Source organism: Cobetia sp. BMC6, assembly GCF_029991385.1.
Classification (GTDB): Bacteria; Pseudomonadota; Gammaproteobacteria; order Pseudomonadales; family Halomonadaceae; genus Cobetia.
Genome location: NZ_JAKUMF010000007.1, coordinates 135,553 through 156,638 on the forward strand (window position 1 = coordinate 135,553; position 21,086 = coordinate 156,638).

Sequence of the window (21,086 nt, forward strand, 5' to 3'; positions counted from 1 at the left end):
TGATAAAGAAAGCAGGACGATTGAAGGGAAATCAGACATGCCTTCACGAATGGCAATATTGGAGCAGCACCTGAGTGCCACGACCCCTGCGAAGCTGAGCTTTGCCCCTGAACTCGAGAGAGACTTTGAGCAGTTCGAGCATCGTCGGCGGGTAAGCCGTGCCGTAATGGGTTGCTGGAGCCTGATCATCTTTCAGCTGATGTTCGTGCTCTATGACACCGTCTATGCGCCGATCGTGATGCCGGTGACAGAGAATCTCGCCGTGATGCTGCGCCTGTATGTCTGCATCGCACTCGCGATACTCGTGCTGGTCCTCAAGAGCGAGGTCTGTCGTTCCGCCGGGCGCGAGGCGCTGCTGGTCGCGACCCTGTGGGGCGTGATCGGCCTGGCGGCGTGGCTGGCGGTGCGCGAGAATCACCTGCGCTGCTTCCTCGAACTCTATGCGCTGGGCGTGGTGCCACTGATCGGTATCGTCCTGATGCAGATTCGTTTCGTCTCGGCTCTGGTGCTGTCGGCAGGGGGAATGGCCATCGTGATGAGCGTAGCGCTGAGTGTCGCGATGCCCTATGCCCACATGGACTTCGCGATCGCCTTCGTTTTCATGGCGTTCTGCCTGTTTTCGCTGGTTGCCAGCTTTCGCATAGAGTTCTCGGCCCGCCATGCCTACCTGATGACCTCCATCGATCAACTGCGTCTGCAGGATGTCGAGTCGCGCAATGCCGAGCTGCAGGAAATGGCCAGCTTCGACCCCTTGACCCAGCTCTACAATCGCCGTCATCTGATCGAGGTGCTCAAGCAGCACCATGGCGATGCTCAGCAGGCAAAGAACGGCGTGTCAGCGTCCCATCCGGTGCCACCCTTACCATGTCTGGCGCTGATGATGATGGATGTCGATCACTTCAAGGCCTTCAATGATCACTACGGACATGTTGCGGGCGACAACTGCCTGTATCAGATCGCCCAGGCCTTGCACGAAACACTGGACAGAGAAAAAGGCGCTGGCAACGCCGGTGCTCTCGAGGGGAAAGAGGCTGCGTTGGCCAGCGTCGTCCGCTTCGGTGGCGAGGAATTTACCGCCCTGGTGGCCGTGCGGGATCTCGAGCATGCGCGCAGCCTGGCCGAGGCGATGCGCTATGCCATCAAGTCGCTCAAGCTGCCTCACCGCGAGTCGGAACTCGGCGTCGTCACCCTGAGTGTGGGGCTTTGCGTCATCCCCTTGTCGTACCTGCTCGAGGGCGAGGGGATGGAGGATGAGATGACGCGTGACATGGCGGTCGAGACGCTGCTCAGCCGCTGGGTCGATCAGGCCGACAAGGGGCTCTATCGTGCCAAGCGCCATGGCCGCAACCGTACCTGCGTGCAACGTGGCAACGGCCATGACAAGGCGCGCGCCCAGGTCAGTGATGACCTGCGTGATGGCCTTCATGACGAGCGCCAGGCTGCGCCGCAGGGTAAGCGGCAGAATGCGCAGCACGATGAACAGAAGGCTGAGCTGCCTGATCACAGGCCGCCGATGGGCGGAGCGGGCCTGTCATGAGAAGTCAAAAGCGACTCCCCGGCGGCCGTGAGGCGATGATGCCCGCGGCGGTGGCCGCCGAGCGCGGGGTCGTCGAGGGGCTGATCGACGGTCATGGCGCGTCACGCTGGCGGCTCATGTTTCCTGATGCCCTCGAGACCCGGTATGTGGAAGAGACACGCGTCTCGCGCACGCGTGGCTTGCTGTATTCCGGCATCTTCGCCTTCGTGATGTATGCCACCTTCCTGATCAGTGACACCATTCATCGCAGTGAGGACCTGGCACTGGCCGCCATGCTGCGGCTGGGCTGTGTCTGCGTGGTGGCCATGCTGGTGCTGCCGCTGGTGCAGCGCGCGTCTTCCATGCGGCTCAAGGAATGGCTGATGACTGCGCTGGTGATCAACACCATGCTGGTCAGCGCCATCCTGTTGCAGCTCTCGCGCACCGAGCTTTCGCATGTCGATACGCTGTTGTTCGGCTTCTTTCCGATGGTCGGCAACATTCTCTTTCGGCTGCGCTTCCCCCAGGCACTGACGGCGTCGCTGACCTGCACGCTCATCATGGCCGGGGTGATCGTGTTGGAACCTGCCGGTCAGGAGGGGCTGGAGCTGCTGGCGATGGTGATATTCGTCAGCACCACGGGACTTTCGCTATTGGCCAATTACCAGCTCGAGCACAATCAGCGGCAGGTGTGGTTGCTGCGCCAGCGTGAGCGACTGTTGCTGGAGGAGAAGCGTGCTGCCGGTCAGCGCCTTACCCGAGAAGCCAACTGCGATGCACTGACGGGCGTCTACAACCGGCGTCACCTGGAACGGGATCTGGCCCAGCGCTGGGCGGACCTGACCCGTGAGAATGGGCTGGCGATCCTGATGGTGGATGTCGATTACTTCAAGACTTACAACGACCATCATGGCCATGTGGAAGGGGATCACTGCCTGCGGCAGGTCGCCGAGGCCCTCCAGGCCGCCATCGGCCCGCAGCCGGGCATGGTGGTGCGCTATGGCGGCGAGGAATTCCTGGTTCTGCTGGAGTCAGTGACCGAGCGGCAATTGCGGGCCTGCGCCGAACGCATCCGTCGCAAGGTGCGTGCGCTCAAGCTCATCCACCCCGAAAGCTCCGTGGCGAAAGTACTGACCGTCAGTGTCGGGGCGGTGTGCTACAAGGCTGAGCAGCACACCAACTTCACCGACCTTGTACGTGCCGCCGATGCAGCATTATATGATGCCAAGCATCAGGGCCGTGATCGGTGTGTCGTGGGGTGAGTGACTGCGCCAGAGTGGTGGAACAGAACAAGAAGAAGAGGGCAAAGTAAGAGGTTTGGCAAAAAAGCAATCGAGGCATGGAAGCAAATAACATGTATTCTCGAAAGGGTATGTCTTTACATAAGTCTATATTAATGTAAGTGCTCGAATCAGTGGGGGCGTCCAATGGCAGTCAAGCTGCTCCGGCACTGATTTTGATTATCATTGGCCGTGTCTGAAGCTCGGTGTTTGGGTATCTTGATATGCGTCAATAAATACGGTTATGCAGCGAAAGAAAGGTGGTAAGTGGAAGTGATCTGAGTGAAAAATACGGAGATGCTGCCATGCAATATGGCGGGCCCTGTCACGCAGCATTTGATGATGATGGGTACGGCCAGGCCTGCGGCAATACGTCATCGTGCATGTTAGAACGTTGTTTTCTATGCTCCGTATGTCAGTAAAAAGCATTGAGCCTGTCTATCGTGTGATCACGGCCTGACCGTGATATCGCTGCCACAGAGTGCTCTGTCTCTGGATGAGGCGCGCGCTGTGCAATCCTGAAGCTTGAAGTCGTGAGGAGTCGCCCATGGAACTGGATCCCGTGATGCTGTCGCGAATACAGTTCGGTTTTGTCGTGTCATTCCACGCCGTCTTCCCGGTGTTTACTATCGGTCTGGCGTCCTATGTTGCCTTGTTGCACGGGCTTTATTACAAGACGGGCAATGCTGCCTGGGATCGACTTGCCGCCTTCTGGGTGAAGGTATTTGCCGTGGTATTCGCCATGGGGGTGGTTTCGGGAATCGTGATGGCCTTCCAGTTCGGTACCAACTGGAGCAACTTCAGTTATGCCAGCTCCAACTTCATCGGCCCGATGCTCAGCTATGAGGTGGTGACGGCCTTCTTCCTGGAGGCGGGCTTCCTCGGCGTGCTGTTGTTTGGGCGAGGCAAGGTGCCGGAAGGGGTTCATCTGTTCTCAGCTCTGATGGTGGCACTGGGGACCTTCATCTCTTCGTTCTGGATTCTCTCCACCAATAGCTGGATGCAGACCCCGGCAGGCGTGGAGCTGGTAGATGGCCACTTCTTCGTCAAGGACTGGGCCGCTGCAATCTTCAATGCCTCCCTGCCGTATCGCTTCGCCCATATGGCGATCGCCTCCTTCCTGACCGGTGGCTTTGTCGTGGCGGGGGTAAGTGCCTGGTATCTGCTGATCAAACGCGACGTGGAAGCCAACAAGCGGGCCTTGTCCATGTGCATGTGGTTGCTGCTGGTGCTGGCTCCGGCCCAGGCGGTGGTGGGTGACATGCACGGTATCAATACCCTGGAACATCAGCCGACCAAGGTCGCCGCGATGGAAGGCAACTGGGAGACTCAGTCGGGCGCGCCGCTGCTGCTGTTCGCCTGGCCGGACAAGGAAGCCCAGACCAACCACTTCGAGATCGCGATTCCCAAGCTTGCCAGTCTGATTCTGACTCATGACCCCGACGGTGTGGTGCCGGGGCTCAAGGAGGTCGCGCCTGACAAGCAGCCGCCGGTGTGGTTCGTGTTCTGGTCGTTCCGCGTGATGGTGGCGATGGGGCTCTTGATGATCGCCGTGGCTTTCATCGGTTTCTATCTGCGCCGCGGGGGCAGGCTCTATCACTCACGTCCTTTCCTGCAGACGCTGCGCCTGATGTCCATTGCGCCATTCTTCGCCGTGCTGGCGGGCTGGTTCGTGACCGAGGCCGGGCGGTCGCCATGGTTGGTTTACGGGATGATGACTCAGCAGGAGGCCGTTACGCCGTCACTCACCGGATGGATGGTGCTGACCACTCTGATCGGCTACTTCCTGGTCTATCTGGTGGTCTTCGTGACCGGCAGCTACTACCTGACCCGCGTCATCCGCGGTGGCATGCAACCGGAACTGCCGCATGACGAAGTCGAGACCGCGATGCGTCCGCTGTCTGCCGCCCATGAGAGCCTGGATGACGATGCCAGCCGTACGGTGAGGAGTTGAGCTGATGGAAATGATCAATCTGACAATGATCTGGGCGCTGATCATCGGTTTCGGCGTCATGATGTACATCCTGATGGATGGCTTCGATCTCGGGGTGGGCATCCTGTATCCCTTCGCTCCTGACGAGCACGCCCGCGACGTGATGATGAACTCGGTCGCGCCCATCTGGGATGGCAACGAGACCTGGCTGGTGCTGGGTGGGGCCGGGTTGCTGGCCGCCTTCCCAGCGGTCTACACCATCCTGCTGCCGGCGCTATATCTGGGGGTGTTCCTGATGTTGGCGGGGCTGATCTTCCGGGGCATCGCTTTCGAGTTCCGCTTCAAGTCCTCGCGCAATCGTCACTGGTGGAACATCGCCTTCAGCGGCGGCTCCTTCCTGGCGACCTTCTGTCAAGGCGTGGTGGTCGGTGCCTATATTCAGGGCTTCGCCACTGAAGGGCACGTCTATGTCGGCGGCGCCTTTGACTGGCTGTCCCCGTTCACCGTGATCACCGGGCTTGCGCTGGTGGCAGGTTATGCCCTGCTGGGGGCCACCTGGACCATCATGAAGAGCGAGGGCGAGGTGCAGGAGTGGGCCTATCGCATCACGCCGAAACTGCTGATTGCCGTGCTGGTCGGCTTCGGGGTCATCAGTCTCTACACCCCGTTCGTGGATGACTATGTGCGGGAGCGCTGGTTCGATCATCTGGGCGTGTTCTGGGTCTTCCCGGTACTGGCGCTGTGCTGCGCGGCATTGATCTGGCGGGCCACCAGCAAGCGCCTGGAAGGACAGCCCTTCGTGGCGACGCTGGGTCTGTTCCTGTTCACTTATCTCGGGCTGATCTTCAGCAAGTGGCCGTATCTGGTGCCACCGGATATCACCTTGTGGGACGCTGCCTCCGCGCCGGAATCGCAGTTGTTCCTGCTGTTGGGCGTCCTGTTCGTCATTCCGATGGTGCTGGGCTATACCGCCTGGAGCTACTGGGTGTTCCGCGGCAAGGTCAAGGAAGGTGGCTATCACTGAATCAGTCAAGTCCCCGGTCGGTAACGCTGATCGGGGCACCCGAAAATGCAGCCAGGCCGGTCGATGGCTGAGACAGCAGGCGACGCGAGAGCGTCGCCTGCTTGGGTTTGCGGCGTGCTTCGGCATCCTGGCCGGCGGCCTGACGGTCGCCCAGCTGGTGCTTGCCGCCTGGGTGATCAGCGAAGCCATCGCGTCTCCCGCCGCGCTGGGAGAGCTCATATGGCCCTTCGTCGGTCTGCTGGCGCTCCTGGGCGCGCGGGTGCTGGCGACGGGGGCACAGGAGCTGCTGGCCCAGCGTGCCAGCCAGCGACTGCGCCAAGCCATTCGTGGCGAGGTGCTGACAGCGCTCGAGACATTGGGGCCGGTCCGCGCTGCCCGTTATCACAGTGCCGAGCTCGCCCAGCGCTGGGTGGAACAGGTCGAGGCGCTGGAAGGCTACTTCGCGCGCTTTCATGTGCAGATGCGCCTGGTGGTGATCACGCCGCTGGTGATTCTTGTCATCGTGCTCAGTCAGGACTGGCTGGCGGCCATCCTGCTGGCGCTGACCGCGCCGCTGATACCGCTGTTCATGGCATTGGTCGGCATGGGGGCCGAGTCGCTCAATCGTGACCAGTTTCAGGCGGTCTCTCGGCTGTCGCGTCACTTCGTCGATCGGGTGCGTGCCATCACCACCCTGCGGCTGTTCGGGCTAGGGGATCTGGCGACTCGTGAGGTGACGCTGGTGGCCGATGATTACCGCAAACGCAGCCTGCGCACCTTGCGGCTCGCCTTCCTGTCATCGGCGGTGTTGGAGTTCTTTGCCTCGGTGTCGATCGCCGTGGTCGCCATCTACATCGGCTTCGGCCTGCTCGGCGACATCCCCATCGGGCCCGCCGATGAGCTGACGCTGTTCAGTGCACTGGTGATCCTGCTGCTGGCGCCCGAGTTCTTCCAGCCGTTACGCACCCTGTCGCAGTTCTATCATGATCGCGCTGCGGCGCTGGCCGCCTCCGAGACGCTGATGGAGATTCTCGCCGCTGCCGATGGCGCGCCGACGCGCCATGCCGACCCTGTGGCGAAGCCTGCGCCTGGTGACGCTGCCGCCTCAGCGACAGATGAGCTGTTGCGCCTGACGGAGGTCTGTCTGAGCCACCCCGAGCGCGGTCAGGTACTCGGGCCGCTGGATCTGGCACTGATGGAGGGCGAGGTGCTGGTCTTCAGCGGGGCGTCCGGGGCAGGCAAGTCGACCCTGCTTCAGGTGATCGCCGGGTTCGTGGCCCCGGACAGCGGTCAGCGTCAGATAGCCCCCTCCACGCGGCTTGCCTGGATGGATCAACGCCCGCTGCTGATGCAGGGCAGTCTGGCCGACAATTTGCGGATCACTGCTCCCCTGGCCAGTGACGCCGAGATCACCCGCGCGCTTGAGCGCGCCGGGCTTGAGGCCGTGCTTGCCGCCTTGCCCCACGGCATCGACACGCCGCTTGGCGAGGGCGGACGTGGGCTGTCCGGTGGTCAGGCACAGCGCCTGGCGTTGGCGCGGGTATTTCTGAGCGATGCCGCGCTGGTGCTGCTCGATGAGCCCACCGCTAGTCTTGATGCCGAGACGGAACGTCATCTGATCGCGGGCTTCGAGGGATTGAGCGCGCAAGGGCGAACTCTGGTGATCGCGACCCACCATCCGGCGCTGATCGCCATGGCGACGTGCCACCTGGTGCTGGAGGAGGGGCGAATCCTGCCAGTGACAGCCGGAGCGACGAGCCAACAGGAGGACGAGCGTGACACATCCCGAGACTGACAGTGTGACCTTGCGCGAGGCGCTTACGCGCTTGGCTCCCTGGTGGCGTCTGCATGATCGCTATCGCCGTCGCCTGATACTCGGCGTGGTGCTGATGCTGCTCACGGCCTGCTCGGCGCTCGGCCTGTTGGCGGTGTCTGGCTGGTTCATCACCGCGTCCGCCCTGACGGGGGCGGCGTTGGCCGCTGGCGCGGCCATGACACTCGATGTCTACACCCCGGGCAGCGGCATTCGACTGTTCGCCGTCGTGCGCACCGTGTCGCGCTATCTGGAGCGGCTCTACAACCACGACACCATCCTGCGTCTGTTGGCCAGTCTACGCGGCACGGCGTTTGCCGCACTGGTGACGATGGACCCCGCGCGGGTGGCGGCGCGGCGTTCCAGTGACTGGCTCAATCGCCTCACCGCGGATATCGACACCCTGGATGCGCTTTACCTGCGTCTGGCAGCGCCGCCACTGATGGCGCTGGGGCTGATCGCGGTCTTGGTGGGGCTGGTCGCTGTCTGGCTGCCGGTAACGGCGGCGTGGCTGGCGGGACTCCTCGTGCTGGGCTGGGCCTGGTTGACGCTGGGCCAGGCGCGCTGGGGGCTGGCTGCCAGTCGACGACGCGTCACGACCCTGGAGGCGTTGCGCTCGGCACTGATGGAAACGCTACGCGGTCAGGCGGAGCTTGAAGCCTATGCGGCGCTGGGCAGTGCCCGCCAGCGGCTGGACGAGATCGAATCGCGGCTGTTGAAGGATCAGTGGCGTTTGGCGGTGATCGCGGCCATCGGCAACGGGCTGGCCAGTCTGGTGATCGGCCTTGCGTGGCTGCTGTTGCTGGCGGCCGCCATGCAGGGGATGGCGGATGAGCGACTGACACCGGCGGTGATGGTCATGCTGCCGCTCGCGGCCATGGCCTTGAGTGAGGGCCTGGCGGGTTTGCCTGCTGCCTTCACCCAGGCCGGCGCCAGCCTGGGGGCTGCCGAACGTCTCAATGAGCTGTCCTTCGCCACTCGCGCGCTGAAGGGGCAGCAGGCTCTGGCCAGCGGAGCCGTCCGGGTACAGATACAGCAGGTGTCGTGGCGTTATCCCGGTGCCTGGTTCGAGGCGCTGCATGAGGTAACGCTTGATATCGTCCCAGGTACCCAACTGGCCATCTGTGGAGCATCCGGTTCCGGCAAGTCGACGCTGGCGGCCTTGCTGACTGGTCAGACGCGCCTGCAGAGCGGCAGCATCCTGCTCAATGATCAGCCCATCGAGGCCTGTTCGCCCGAGGCGCTTTCCCATGCGGTGGGCTGTCTGACCCAGCAGGTGGAGCTGCTGGATGCTAGCCTTGCCGACAACCTGCGACTGGGCGCGCGTCAGGCCAGCGATGCGCAGGTCTGGCAGGCTCTGGAAGCGGTGGACCTTGCCGGGTGGGCACGCCAGTTGCCGCAGGGGCTCGCCACCCGAGTGGGTGAGGGCGGCCGGCAGGTCTCGGGGGGGCAGGCGCGGCGCCTGGGGTTGGCGCGTCTCGTGCTGACGGACCCGGGATTGCTGATTCTGGACGAACCCTTTTCCGGCCTGGATGCGCGCACCACACAGCGTATGGCACAGCGTCTGGAGGGTTGGTTCAAGGCGCGAACGGTGATCTATCTGCTGCATGAGCATGACTTGGCTTCACCGCGCCCCGGTACGCAGAGCATCACTCGGGTTCACTCACTTCCGGTAACGAGTAGCGTTCTGGCGCAAAAGAAACTCTGATCCCGGAATCCTCTCTGTGGCCATCGACCTGGCTTGCAGAATGACATGCACGGTTACCTCTCAGGCCGTGCATTTCCTAGTGACGATCTTTTTTCCTGTCTTAAGCCTTCGCTAAGCTGGCGACCCTAGTCTGGGGACATCTTCCTCGATGAGGTGCCCCATGGAATTTTCAAGCTCTCAGCTTACGACAGCGACGGTTGCGGTCAGCAATGATGTTTCGCCTGTTATCCGTTCCAGTAGTTCTTCTCTTGTAGCAACAGACACTTCGTTTTCAGAGACGCCAGCGCCATCCGATGTCACGGTGCGCAACGAGTTGTATTGGTGCGATATAGCTGGCCGGCCTCAGGCAGAGGCCTTCGTGAAAGCTTGTTTCCAGCGTCACCATAGTGCGCGCATTCACGTCCACTATTCTCGTCTACTGGTGATGCAGGGTGAGCCAGAGGATGGCCATTCGCTTGATATCGGAGATGTCGACATTCATGCAGTGACTGGGCTGATGCGCGCCGATGAAGGTCCCTTGAGGGTGGAAGCCTATCTTGGAGTTCGCATCGAGACGCTGCTGGCCGACACTGAGCAACGTCAGATCGAACGGCATCAGATCATGGAAATCGGTGCACTATGCAGCGCCACTGCGGGTGCAGGACGGATGCTGATGTTGGCTCTGGTTGAGGTGCTGGCGAGTCTCGAGGTCGAGTGGCTGGTGGTGACGGCTTCGCGCGAGGTGAGAAATGGTCTGTCACGTCTGGGTATCGCCATGCGTGATATGGGCAAGGCCGATCCCACATGCCTTGACAGTCAGGATGATTGGGGAAGCTATTATGCACATGATCCTCGCGTCGTCGTGATTCGTCCCTTGGATGAGGCTCAGCGTATGGGCAGCTCTCCCTTGGGACGCCGATTGCTGGCTGGAGCACCACGCTTTCTGCAGACAAGTCTTTCACCATTCCCGGCATTTCCTACCACTAACGGAGGGTGCTGAGATGAACTCACGACTGCTGGAGACGCTAGAGCTCCTGTCCGAGGTCGACCCTGCGCGAGTCTTGCTGATAGGGCGCGATGCCATCCATGAGGATCGAGATTACACGGCAAAGCAACTATGGGAGGCGATCGAGGTACTTGGAGGCGCCTTCAATGCCGTTGGTATTCGCCATCTGGGGTTGGCGGGGGACAACAGTCCGCAGTGGCTTGTCATCCAACTTGCCGCCTGGCGGGCGGGTATTGTCGTTACCCCTATTGCGAATTTCTTCAGTTCCGAACAGTGCCAACATCTGTTGGCTACTACGGCACTTGATGCCATCGCGAGCGCTGAACCGGGGGCGTTGACTCGTCTGGTCAATTTAGAAGTTTCCAATGAGAGTCTGGCCGATGAGTCATGGCATGCTCAGCTGGATCATGAGATTGGCGAGGGCGAATGGAGGTCCCGCTGTCTGTCGCTGGAAAAGGGTGAGGCGGTCTATCTGATACAGCGCTCATCCGTCCCTGCTGCCGTCCCTGCCGGCACTGCATTGATCACGTTCACTTCTGGGACGACAGGGGCGCCCAAGGGAGTCTGTCTGTCGCTTGAGCATCTTGAAAAGGTTCTTGAGGGTCTATCGGTACGATTGGAGCCCGTGACGCTCAAGCGGCATGGCGTTCTCCTGCCGCTGGCAGTGCTACTGGAGAACCTCGCTGGTGGTCTGCTGGCACTGTGGCAAGGCCGCTGCGCCATCGTGGATACCGCTAGTTGCACTGGATTGATTGGTAGTGGAGGGCTCAATGCCCTGACGCTTGAATCCTGGCTTGATGAACGTCGGCCCCAGAGCCTGATTCTGGTCCCTAATCTGCTGCAGGTATTGGTTGCATTGTGTGAGAGCTCACCGATTGAGTCACCTTGGCGCAACTCACTGACGCTGGTCGCGGTCGGTGGAGCCAAGGTCCCCGCTTCGCTGCTGGCGCGTGCCATAAGGCTTGGCCTGCCGGTCGCCCAGGGATATGGCTTGTCGGAATTGGGGTCCGTGGTGTGTCTGTCGTTACCTGGGGAGGAAAAAGGCGAAATTGACAGTGTCGGGCAGCCGCTTGAGGGCCTGAATCTCTCACTCGATGATACGGGACAGCTGATGATCCACGGCCGTCGCATGCTGGGCTATCTGGGGGAACTTAATCCCTTGTCAGCCGATCAGCCATGGCCCAGTGGTGACCTTGCTCGCTGTCTCGAAACCGGGGGCTGGTGTCTGGAAGGGCGACAAAGAGACGTGCTGATCCTTTCCTCGGGCCGAAATGTCTCGCCAGGATGGATCGAGGCAGAGCTGGCACTCATTCCCGGTATCCGACAGGCCTTCGTGGAGGGTGATGGTCTATGCGGATTGATTGCCTTGCTGGCACCGGTGCTCAACGGAGACTCCACGTGTACGGAGGATGCCATTGCTCGAGCGATTACCCTGCTCAATTCTCGTTTGCCTGATTACGCCCGACTTGTTGCCTGGCAGGTACTGGAAGCATCACCGGATACCACGCAGCCATTATCGATTGCCAGTGGTGAAATGACGGATAACGGGCGCCTCAGGCGCGCGCGTATTCGTGAACGGCGTGGTGATGATCTCAAGCGATTGGCTCAACGCATCTCGACGCCATCGACCGTTTATCCCTGCCCCTCTTCTTCCCAAGAGTCTGACGTATTGTCACGTCATCACAGTGCTTCCTGAGGAAATGATCATGTCCTTAAACAACAACGTCTCATCATACCAATCTGTCAATCGGCAGGCGGATACTGGCGAAGTCGCTACTCAGACTCCTGCTGCCTCTGGAGCTGGCATCCCCTCCGACAATGGCCGGCCTGATGGGTTCTACCGCCAGTTGGTCGCTGCCACGGCCACGGAACGCGAGAAGTTGCTATCCGGTCCTCTGGTGGCCCGTGCACTGAATGGTCAGATCACCCTGGCGGAATATCGCGCCTTCCTGGCTCAAGCCTATCACCATGTGCGCCATACCGTATCGCTCATGATGGCCTGTGGGGCGCAGTTGTCAGAACCCGCTCATGTCTCGCGAGACGCGCTGCGTATGGCCGTCGCGGAATACATTGATGAAGAGAAGGGGCACGAGCATTGGGTACTGGATGATCTCGCTGCGACGGGAGTCCCTCGTGAGAGGGCGGTGCAACGAGCGCCACTGTTGGCAACCGAGCTGATGGTGGCTTATGCCTACGACAGCATACGTCGGCGTCATCCACTCAGCATGTTCGGGATGGTGCTGGTGCTGGAGGGGACCAGTACTGCTGTGGCCAGCGGGGCCGGACGAGCCGTGCGTGACAGTCTGGGGCTTGGAGATGATGCCTTCCACTATCTTTTTTCTCATGGCGAGCTTGATATCTCTCACATGGAGTTCTTCGCCAACCTCATGGACAGTATCACCGATGAAGGAGAGCAGCAGGCAATTATCCATGCCGCCAAGGCCTTCTATCATCTCTATTCCAGTGTCCATCAGGCTGCGCTCGAGGATGCATTCCACTGGACTGATGCGGCGCTTGCAGCGGATTGCGCCATGGAGAAGGAGGCGTTGGCATGAGCCACTCGCTTCACGCATCCAGAGTATTGATCACAGGGGCCAGTGGCGGGATAGGACGGGCACTGGCCCATGAGCTGGCGAGGCTCGGCTGTGAACTATGGTTGGTAGGGCGTCGTCGTGACACGTTGGAGGCATTGCGTGATGAGTTGCCCAAGCGCGTGGTAACCAGCTTGCTGGCACTTGATCTGACCCACGTCAGTGCCCGTGAGGCATTGAGTGATGCACTATTGACCTGTCCTCAGTCTCAGCGACCTTTTCTGGTGGTACATCTGGCGGGTGTGAATGAGGTTGGCTGGTTTGCCCAACAGTCGAGCGAGAAGGTGGAACGATTGCTCGACATCAACTTGACCAGCACGATCTTGCTGACCCAGCAGCTCTTGCCGATCCTGGCGTTGGCAGAAAAAGCACAGTTGATGCTGGTGGGGTCGATGCTTGGTCATATCGGCCACCCTGGCAATGTTGCCTATTGTGCCTCGAAGGCAGGACTCAGGGGGTTCAGTGAGGCATTGGCGCGAGAGCTCGCGGGCAGTTCCGTGAAGATACAGTACATTGCACCTCGGGCAACTCGTACTCCCATCAATCCACAACATGTTGAGCAGATGAACGCGGCATTGGGCAATGCCATTGATGAGCCAGAAAGCGTTGCGAGACTTGTGGTGAAGCAGTTGGCTAGTGGACAAGTGCGTCAAACGATAGGGTGGGCAGAGCGATCCTTCGCTGTGCTCAATAGTTTGTGGCCGAGACTATTGGACCGTGGATTGATAGGCAAGCGTCAAGTGATGGAACGTCATCTCGGTCCGCTCTCACAGACGAATGAAAAGATAGGGGCTACCTCCCATAAGGCGTGAGGATGCGAATAACACGTCAAATTCGTGCGAGCGGGATCGGGGTCTGTCTGCCAGTATCCTTGGACAGCAACGCAAAAGGCCTCCCGAGGGAGGCCTTTTCATTTCTTTGACGTGGCATCAGGCACAGGCCTGAGGGTCATCAGTCCCAGTCGGGTGCGAAGTCCGGGTTGGCGATACGTTCGCCGCGATCCAGCTCGGCAATCTTGGCCATGTCCTCGCCGGTCAGTGTCAGCGAGAAGGCCTCGAAGTTGCTCTTGATGTTCTTCGCCTTGGTGGAGGACGGGAAGGTGACGATGTCCTGCATATTGAGCCATGCCAGCGCGATCTGCGCGGGGCTTACATCGTGGCGTTCGGCGATGGCCTTGAGGGTGTCGTCATCCATCACCTTGCCGACAGCCAGTGGCATGAAGGCGGTGACCTGAATACCCAGCTCGTGGCACTTGTCGAGTACCTTGCGGTTCTGCAGGAAGGGATGCACCTCGACCTGATTGGTCATCAGCTCGTCACGCCCCAGAATGCCCACTGCGCGTTCCAACTGGGCACAGGTGAAGTTGGAGACGCCGATGTGACGGGCCTTGCCCTGAGCCTTGAGCTTGGCGAGTGCCGGCAGGTAATCCTCCATGGCCACCTCGTCATTCGGCGACGGCCAGTGAATCAGCAGCAGGTCGACGTAGTCCATCTTGAGCTTTTCAAGGCTCTCTTCGACGCTCTTCTCCAGGTCGCCCGGCTGCAGGCGGTCGTGCCAGATCTTGGTGGTGACGAACAGCTCGCTGCGCGGAATGCCGCTGTCGGCGAGCACCTGTCCCACTTCGGCTTCGTTGCCGTAGAACTGAGCGGTATCGAAGTGACGATAACCGGCGTCCAGCGCTGCCTGCATGCTGTCACGCAGGACATCGCCTTCCAGACGGAAAGTGCCAAAGCCGGGATTCGGTAGGGTAGTCGACATGCGGTAACTCCTGTTGACGTTTCCGTCGTGAATGACGGGAGCGTTTCCATGTGTGGTGTCGTGTTTACTGGGGCTGTAAAAGTGGCGCGACAATGGCGTACCTACGCATCAGTCAAGTGCCGTTTTCGCAACAATGCTGCATTTCTCGACCTGAGCCTCCCGCAATGCACCTCATTCGTTGGCCGTGATAACGAATTTCAGGGCGCGACGCTCACCGCCCTTCAGCTCGGCGAGACAGGTCGGCAGTGCCGTGAACGACTCGACGCAGGGCGCCGGCTGATTCATGGAGCCATCGGCAATCGCTTCGAGCAGACCTTCCCCCGCCTCGACCAGGCGTGCCCAGTCCTCGTCATCACCCGCCCAGTGCAGGGCACCCAGCGCGACTTCATGCTGCGAGATGGCGCGATCGAAGGCTGGCGTGGCCGCCTGCTCCAGACGGTCCTGAATGCAGACGATGTGGCCATTGGCCCCCAGATGGCGGGTCATCTTGTGGGCGTGATCACCATTGACGGTGTCGATCACGGCGAAGACCGGCGCGTCCAGTTGCTCGGCGTCCGCAAGCGTCTCGTCGGCGCCCAGCGCCTTGAGGTCCGCGTGGCGCTTCTCGGAGGCAACGCCAATGACGTGGAAGTTGCGCTGTCTGGCCAGCTGGATCAACCAGCGGCCCACGCTGCCGGAGGCGCCGGTGATCAGCAGGCGTCGCCCGGTCTTGACGGGCAGCTTGTCGATGGCAAGCCAGGCGGTCAGTGCCGGGCACGGGAAGGCGGCGGCGTCATTGAAGCCCAGGGTGACGGGCAGGCGCATCACGGCGCGCGCCGGGACACGCAGGCGTTTGCTGAAGGTGCCCGGCCCCGCCAGAGTGGTGTGGACCGCGATGCGATCGCCCGGCGATACGTGGCGGACATTGGCACCGCAGGCAATCACCTCGCCGGAGGCATCGACGCCGGGTATCTGGCCGGCTTGCCACAGCTCGCTGTCCATCGCCATGAACTTCCAGTCGACGGGATTGAGGCCGATGGCACGTGTGGCGACCAGTACCTCGTCGTCACCCGGGGCACCGATGTCCACCTCTGACTGCTCGAGCGCCTCAGGCTCTCCCGGGCCTTGCCATATCCAGGCGGGTACCCGAGTGGCGCTGTGACTGATGTCTTGCGGGGTAGTGGTCTCTGTGGAATCTGACATGGGATCTCCTTGCAAGCGTGAACGGTAATCCTTTGCGCCATGGCGGGGGCAGATCAGTGTGAACCATCAGCCTCATGAAAAGTGCGGCAGCACCTCACGACCCAGTTCCTCGAGGGTTTCCGTGAGCGGGCGGCGATTGCGACGCAGGTGGAAGCCGATGTGATTTACCCCGGCATTCTGCATGGCAGACAGTTCTTCCATGAGGGCAAGGCGGCCACTCGACAACCCGAAGCGATGACGACGCACCGGGGCGTGCGGGTCTTCTTCCAGATTGAGGTGGATGAAACTGACGTAGGGCTTGTCGCCGGCGACCTGACGCCAGAGCGCCGCGCGGCGGATGTGATCGTCCGGTGTGCCTGGGTAGGCCAGCCAGCCGTCCATCTCGCGGCCGATCCACTCCGGCGTCTGCTGCGAGAGCCCGGCACTCAACAGCGGCGGGCGCGTTGCGGCAGGCAGGATGGCCTGACCTTCACGCAGGGCATCATCCGCCTGGCCCTTGATGACATCCACCGCGTGACGGAAGGCGGCGCCACGGGTCGCGAACTCCTCGCCGAACAGTGGATATTCCGCCGGTCGGTCGCCACTGGCGACGCCCAGCAGCAGGCGGTCTTCGCTCAGGGCCTGCACGCTGGCGGCGGCCTTTCTCACCAGCCACGGCTGGCGCAGCGGCAGCACCGCGGCGGCGGTACCCAGCAGCAGGTTGTCGGTGTGACTGGCCAGATAGCCCAGGTAGGTGAACAGCTCGAAGACCTGACCGGCATCGCCGAAGGCGGGGTCGAACAGCGGCACGTCACGCAGCCAGGCGGCGCGGAAGCCGAGCCTGTCGACCTGTTTGATCAGCTCGGCATGGGCGCGCATGTCAGGCACGCCGAAGGGCGTGGAGGGGGCTCTGTCAGTGCGGACCCAGTCATTGTCGAGAGGCAGTTCGACGCCCAGGGTCAGGGGGCCTTGGGTGAGGCGATCCAGCGGGCGGGTCGGGGAGATCATGATGGAATCCTTCAGCAAGTGGGTATGTAGACGACGGTGCCCCCGAGCCAGCAGGCTGAGCTGTCGGAATCGGGGGCACGTCGTGATGGCATTAGGCTGCGGGCGGGCAGGTGACGAGTCAGGCGGTCGCGATGGAAGACGCGTGACGCTTGTCGAGGCGACCGGCCAGCAGGGTCAGCAGCAGGGCAGCGGTGACGATCAGCGCGCCGATCCAGGCGGTGTCGGTCAGTGCCATCGAGGAGACCACCTGGCCACCGACGATGGAGCCCAGCGCGATGCCGATGTTGAAGGCGGCGATGTTGAGGCCGGAGGCCACATCAACGGCCTGCGGCACGAAGCGTTCGGCCTGTTGTACGACGTAGACCTGCAGGCCCGGCACGTTGCCGAAGGCGAAGGCACCCCAGATCAGTATGGTGATCACGGCGGTGATCGGGTTGGCGGCAGTGAAGGTCAGCACGCCGAGGATGACGATCAGGCCACCGAAGATCAGGGTCAGGGCGCGAATCGGGCCCATGCGGTCGGCCAGCTTGCCGCCCTGGATGTTGCCGATGGCGACCGAGACACCGTAGACCAGCATGATCAGACTGATGGCGCCTTCATTGAAGCCACTGACGTTCTGCAGCAGCGGGGCCAGATAGGTGAAGGCCGTGAAGGTGCCGCCGTAGCCGAGAATGGTGATCAGATAGACCAGCAGCAGGCGCGGATGAGTCAGCACCTTGAGCTGTTGGGCGAAGGTGGCCGGTACGTTCTTCTTGAGATTGTTGGGCACCAGAATGGCGCTACCGATCAGTGCCAGCACGCCGAGGACCGAGACCACGAGGAAGGTGGCGCGCCAGCCGAAGTGCTGACCGATCCAGGTGCCCAGCGGCACGCCAGTGACCAGAGCCACGGTCAGGCCGGTGAACATGATGGCGATCGCACTGGCTTCCTTGTCCTTGCTCACCAGGCTTGTCGCGATGGTGGAGCCGATGGAGAAGAAGACCCCGTGGGCCAGGCCAGTCAGGATGCGCGCCGTGATCAGCGAGCTATAGCTGGGTGCCTGCCAAGCCAGCAGGTTGCCGGCGATGAACAGTGCCATCAGCCCCAGCAGTACCAGCTTGCGATTGAAGCGGCCGGTCATGGCGGTCAGCACGGGGGCGCCGATGGCGACACCGACGGCATACAGGCTGACCAGCAGGCCAGCGGAAGGCAGAGAGACGCTCAGATCCTGAGCGATGGTGGGTACCAGTCCGACGATCACGAACTCGGTGGTCCCGATGGCAAAGGCGCTCAATGTCAGCGCCAGCAGGGCAAGGGGCATGGCAGTTCTCCATCAGCAATGGGTGGGTCTTGGATGCTGTGCAGTCTGCCGTGAGTTACCTTTGTGATAAACGCGCCAAATGATGAAAGACTTTTGCAGTTTTCGTAAAGACGACCCTTGAGAGCTTCTTTTCTTCCCATCCTTGCAGCGGCTGTCCCTGTCAGCTTGTGTCGCCTTATCGAGCGCGATTTCGTGTCACGTGGCGCCACTGGCTGATTCAACCGGGCGACTCAACAGCGGGATTCACCAGGGTGACTCCACAGGGCGGGGCGCAGCGGCTACACTGCGCGCCGAGAATTTTCATTCACTCCCTGTTCACATCGGAGATCGTCTTGGCCGCGCCTGACACCTTGTCTTCCTCTCAGCCTGATGCCCGGGCTGCAGAGACCCCCTGTTCCTTGCCACGCCTCGTCGTGCCCTCGACCTGGCGGGGCTGGAGCCTGCTGGTGATCTTCCTGCTACTGGTCGTGATGGGCGTCTGGCCGGTGATCGGCTGGATCAACCAGCAGACCCTGTTGTGGGGCATGCCGTCCTTGATCATCTGGAGTTACCTGATCATCTTCGCCTGCAGTGGTGCGATGCTGCTGGGCAATTGCCTGTTGCGCCGTCGCCACGGTGACGACGCGCTGACGAAAGGCCCGTGGGCCAAAGGCCTGATGACCAAGGACCCGCTGGCGAATGAGACGGAGGCGCCGCGTGATTGATCCGCATGCCTTTTCGCCCGTGCATGACAGCGTGCCCTTGCTGGTCACCCTAGGGTATGTCGTCCTCGCCATGGCCATCGGTCTCGGGGCGCGGGGCGGCCGGCGCATGGACACGCTGGAGCAGTGGGGAGTTGCCGGGCGCTCGATGGGGCCTGTGACGCTCTATCTGTTGATCGCCGCCGGCAGCGTCAGTGCCTATACCTTCATGGGCGCGCCGGGCTGGGCCTACAGCAAGGGCGTGCCGGTGTTCTATGTCGCCATCTATCTGGCCTATCTGGCGCTGGTGGCCTGGTACTTCGGCCCCAAGGTGTGGAAGTTCGGCGAGCAGTTCGGTCATGTCACCCAGGCAAGCGCGATCGCGGACCGCTATCAAAGCCCGCTGCTGGGCGCGCTGTCGGCGCTGGTGATGTCGATTGCCTCCATCGCCTATGCGGTCCTGCAGACCATCGGCTCGGCCTACATCCTGCTGGTGATGAGCGGCGGGCGCATTCCGCTCTGGGCTGGCGTGTTACTGGTGCTCAGCGCGATTGCCGTCTATCTGTTCGTCAGCGGCCAGCGCGCCATCGGGCGTACCAATGCCTTCCAGGGCGTGTTGATGCTGGTCGTTGCCTGGGTGATCGGCCTGTGGGCGGCCTATCTCTCCACCGGCGAATGGGGGTTCAGTGGCGTGTTCACGCGTCTTGAGGCCAGCCACCCGGAGTATCTGCGTCTGCCCGGCGCCGGCGGCGACATGAGCTTCAGCTTCTGGACCACCTCGATCATCGTCTCGATGCTGTCCTTCATGCCGCCGGTATGGACCCAATGGATGAGTGCCGCCTCCGCCGACACCATCCGCCGCAGTGCCAGCTGGCTGCCGACCTACTATGTGGTGATCCTGCCGCTGGTGGTGGTCGGCTTCATCGGTATCTATAGCCTGCCAGAGCTTGCGCGCGCCGACACCGTGGTGCTCGAATACGCGATGGCCAACATGCCGGTCTGGCTGGTGGGTCTGTTGGGCGCGGGCACGCTGGCGGCCTCGATGTCCTCAAGCGAGCCCTTCATCCACTCGGTGGCCCTGAGCTTGAGTCGTGATGTGCTGCAGCCGGGCCTCAAGCTTGATGACCAACGCGCTGGCAGGCTGGCGCGCTGGCTGATCTTCCCGGTGATGTTCCTGATCGTGGCGCCGCTTGCGATCTGGGAGCCGGGCAACCTGGTGATGATCCTCTTGATCGGGCTGGGCTTTGCCTCTCAGGTATTGCCGGCATTTCTAGGCATGTTCTTCTGGCCGCGCGCTTCGGCGTCAGGTGTCATCAGCGGCATCAGTGCCGGCTTCGTGGTCACGGTGCTGTTTACCGTCGTATGGCCGCATCCGCTGGGCCTGCATGCCGGTTTCTGGGGGCTGATGCTCAACCTGCCGGTCTTCGTGCTGGTGTCATTGCTGACCCGGCCGGTGGATGAGGCGGTGACGTTGCGCTTCTTCCGCATCGCCGCCCCTTGGAGTCTCAAGCGCTGATAAGCAGCCTGGTAGGTCATGGCGGAGTGATGTCGGGGGGCATCACTCCGCTGATAACCGAGCGTTTGGCTCAAGAACAGTTGTCTGAAATATGTTGACAGACTCTGCGTATGGCGAGGTTGTGAACGATTGTCACGTTTGTATCTGATTGCTTAACGATCTGAATCGCCACACCTAGAATGAGCTCATTGATTGTCACTCCTCTTGGAGGGGATGTTAATGAATGACCTGATGGTGCAGGTGGAACGACAGATACAGCATAAGGGCGGTCCTGGAGTGCGTTTCCCGGTCGAGATTGAGGCCCGCTTCGAGCAGGATATTCATCAGGCTCGTAGTCATAAGCTCGCCTTGATGGGGTTGGTGGCGATAGGTATCTATGTGTTGTTTCTGTTCAATGACTGGTATTTGCGACCGGACCACATGCGGGAAGCTGTAGTGGTCAAGTGCTTTTGGCCACCGAGCTTTGAGCATTCCAGTAGTTCTTTTCTGCCAAATTCGGCGGTATCCCATCGTTATGCTTGTGCGGTCGGAGGCTGCTGTAGTAACCGATCATATAATCAGTGACAGATCGCTTCGCCGCAGCAACATCGGGATAGCCGATCTCTGGTATCCATTCCGTTTTCAGGCTTCTGAAGAAGCGCTCTGTTGGGGCATTGTCCCAGCAATTGCCACGGCGACTGAGACTCAGTGTCATTCGGTAGCGCCAGAGCATCTGCCGGAATGCCCGGCTGGTGTACTGGCAACCCTGATCCGAATGAAACAGGATATTCCGTGGCTCTCCACGCGATTCGTAGGCCATGGTCAGCGCTTTCTTTACCAGCTCCGTGTTCGGCG

General features: G+C 61.3%; 17 protein-coding genes. 12 read left to right on the plus strand and 5 right to left on the minus strand.

Annotated elements, in window-relative coordinates:
• The first annotated feature begins 37 nt into the window (after positions 1-37).
• The 10 genes from MKZ40_RS13445 (at position 38) to MKZ40_RS13490 (ending at position 13,641) form a co-directional block, all read left to right on the plus strand.
• On the plus strand, positions 38-1,537 hold the full coding sequence (locus MKZ40_RS13445) for a GGDEF domain-containing protein (RefSeq protein WP_175090372.1): 1,500 nt from the start codon (positions 38-40) through the stop codon (positions 1,535-1,537).
• Positions 1,534-2,778 (plus strand): GGDEF domain-containing protein, encoded by a 1,245-nt coding sequence (locus MKZ40_RS13450; RefSeq protein ID WP_175090371.1) that lies wholly within the window; start codon positions 1,534-1,536, stop codon positions 2,776-2,778. The genes MKZ40_RS13445 and MKZ40_RS13450 overlap by 4 nt, the downstream gene beginning before the upstream one ends.
• Positions 2,779-3,343: 565 nt before the next feature.
• Entirely contained in the window at positions 3,344-4,750 is a 1,407-nt protein-coding gene (locus MKZ40_RS13455; RefSeq protein ID WP_175090370.1) for a cytochrome ubiquinol oxidase subunit I, read from the plus strand.
• Between the two features lie 4 nt (positions 4,751-4,754).
• The gene (gene cydB / locus MKZ40_RS13460; RefSeq protein WP_175090369.1) at positions 4,755-5,753 is read left to right on the plus strand and encodes a cytochrome d ubiquinol oxidase subunit II; all 999 of its coding nucleotides are present in this window, start codon (positions 4,755-4,757) and stop codon (positions 5,751-5,753) included.
• Complete coding sequence (gene cydD / locus MKZ40_RS13465) at positions 5,740-7,527, plus strand: thiol reductant ABC exporter subunit CydD (protein ID WP_282627929.1); 1,788 nt, start codon at positions 5,740-5,742, stop codon at positions 7,525-7,527. Before cydB ends, cydD begins: the two co-directional genes overlap by 14 nt.
• Positions 7,508-9,253, plus strand: a complete 1,746-nt coding sequence (gene cydC, locus MKZ40_RS13470) for a thiol reductant ABC exporter subunit CydC (RefSeq protein WP_282627930.1) — start codon at positions 7,508-7,510, stop codon at positions 9,251-9,253. The genes cydD and cydC overlap by 20 nt, the downstream gene beginning before the upstream one ends.
• Positions 9,254-9,413: 160 nt before the next feature.
• Positions 9,414-10,232 (plus strand): thermostable hemolysin, encoded by an 819-nt coding sequence (locus MKZ40_RS13475; RefSeq protein WP_175090368.1) that lies wholly within the window; start codon positions 9,414-9,416, stop codon positions 10,230-10,232.
• Between the two features lies 1 nt (position 10,233).
• Entirely contained in the window at positions 10,234-11,934 is a 1,701-nt protein-coding gene (locus MKZ40_RS13480; protein ID WP_175090367.1) for an AMP-binding protein, read from the plus strand.
• Positions 11,935-11,944: 10 nt separating this feature from the next.
• Positions 11,945-12,793, plus strand: a complete 849-nt coding sequence (locus MKZ40_RS13485; protein ID WP_175090366.1) for an iron-containing redox enzyme family protein — start codon at positions 11,945-11,947, stop codon at positions 12,791-12,793.
• Positions 12,790-13,641, plus strand: coding sequence for an SDR family oxidoreductase (locus MKZ40_RS13490; protein ID WP_175090365.1), 852 nt, complete (start codon positions 12,790-12,792; stop codon positions 13,639-13,641). The genes MKZ40_RS13485 and MKZ40_RS13490 overlap by 4 nt, the downstream gene beginning before the upstream one ends.
• Positions 13,642-13,780: 139 nt before the next feature.
• Here the strand turns inward: MKZ40_RS13490 and dkgB are convergent, their stop codons facing one another.
• From dkgB to MKZ40_RS13510, 4 genes are all read right to left on the minus strand, one after another.
• Positions 13,781-14,587, minus strand: a complete 807-nt coding sequence (dkgB, locus tag MKZ40_RS13495) for a 2,5-didehydrogluconate reductase DkgB (RefSeq protein WP_175090364.1) — start codon at positions 14,585-14,587, stop codon at positions 13,781-13,783.
• 171 nt (positions 14,588-14,758) lie between these two features.
• A complete protein-coding gene (locus MKZ40_RS13500) occupies positions 14,759-15,769 on the minus strand; it encodes an alcohol dehydrogenase catalytic domain-containing protein (RefSeq protein ID WP_175090363.1) in 1,011 nt (336 codons plus the stop codon).
• A 72-nt stretch (positions 15,770-15,841) separates the two neighbouring features.
• On the minus strand, positions 15,842-16,756 hold the full coding sequence (locus MKZ40_RS13505) for a TIGR03571 family LLM class oxidoreductase (protein WP_175090362.1): 915 nt from the start codon (positions 16,754-16,756) through the stop codon (positions 15,842-15,844).
• Between the two features lie 118 nt (positions 16,757-16,874).
• Positions 16,875-18,056 carry an MFS transporter gene (locus tag MKZ40_RS13510; protein ID WP_175090361.1) on the minus strand — a complete coding sequence of 394 codons (1,182 nt, stop codon included), beginning with the start codon at positions 18,054-18,056 and terminating at the stop codon, positions 16,875-16,877.
• A 398-nt stretch (positions 18,057-18,454) separates the two neighbouring features.
• Here MKZ40_RS13510 and MKZ40_RS13515 point away from each other — a divergent pair, with 398 nt between their 5' ends.
• Both MKZ40_RS13515 and MKZ40_RS13520 read left to right on the plus strand, forming a co-directional pair.
• On the plus strand, positions 18,455-18,760 hold the full coding sequence (locus MKZ40_RS13515; protein WP_175090360.1) for a hypothetical protein: 306 nt from the start codon (positions 18,455-18,457) through the stop codon (positions 18,758-18,760).
• Positions 18,761-18,830: 70 nt separating this feature from the next.
• Positions 18,831-20,252: a sodium:solute symporter family protein gene (locus tag MKZ40_RS13520; RefSeq protein WP_254627180.1), complete on the plus strand. Its 1,422-nt coding sequence runs from the start codon at positions 18,831-18,833 to the stop codon at positions 20,250-20,252.
• Positions 20,253-20,691: 439 nt separating this feature from the next.
• On the opposite strand, the gene MKZ40_RS13525 is transcribed toward MKZ40_RS13520, so the two are convergent.
• The coding region (locus MKZ40_RS13525; RefSeq protein ID WP_282627931.1) for a DDE-type integrase/transposase/recombinase at positions 20,692-21,086 on the minus strand (395 nt) is incomplete at its 5' end.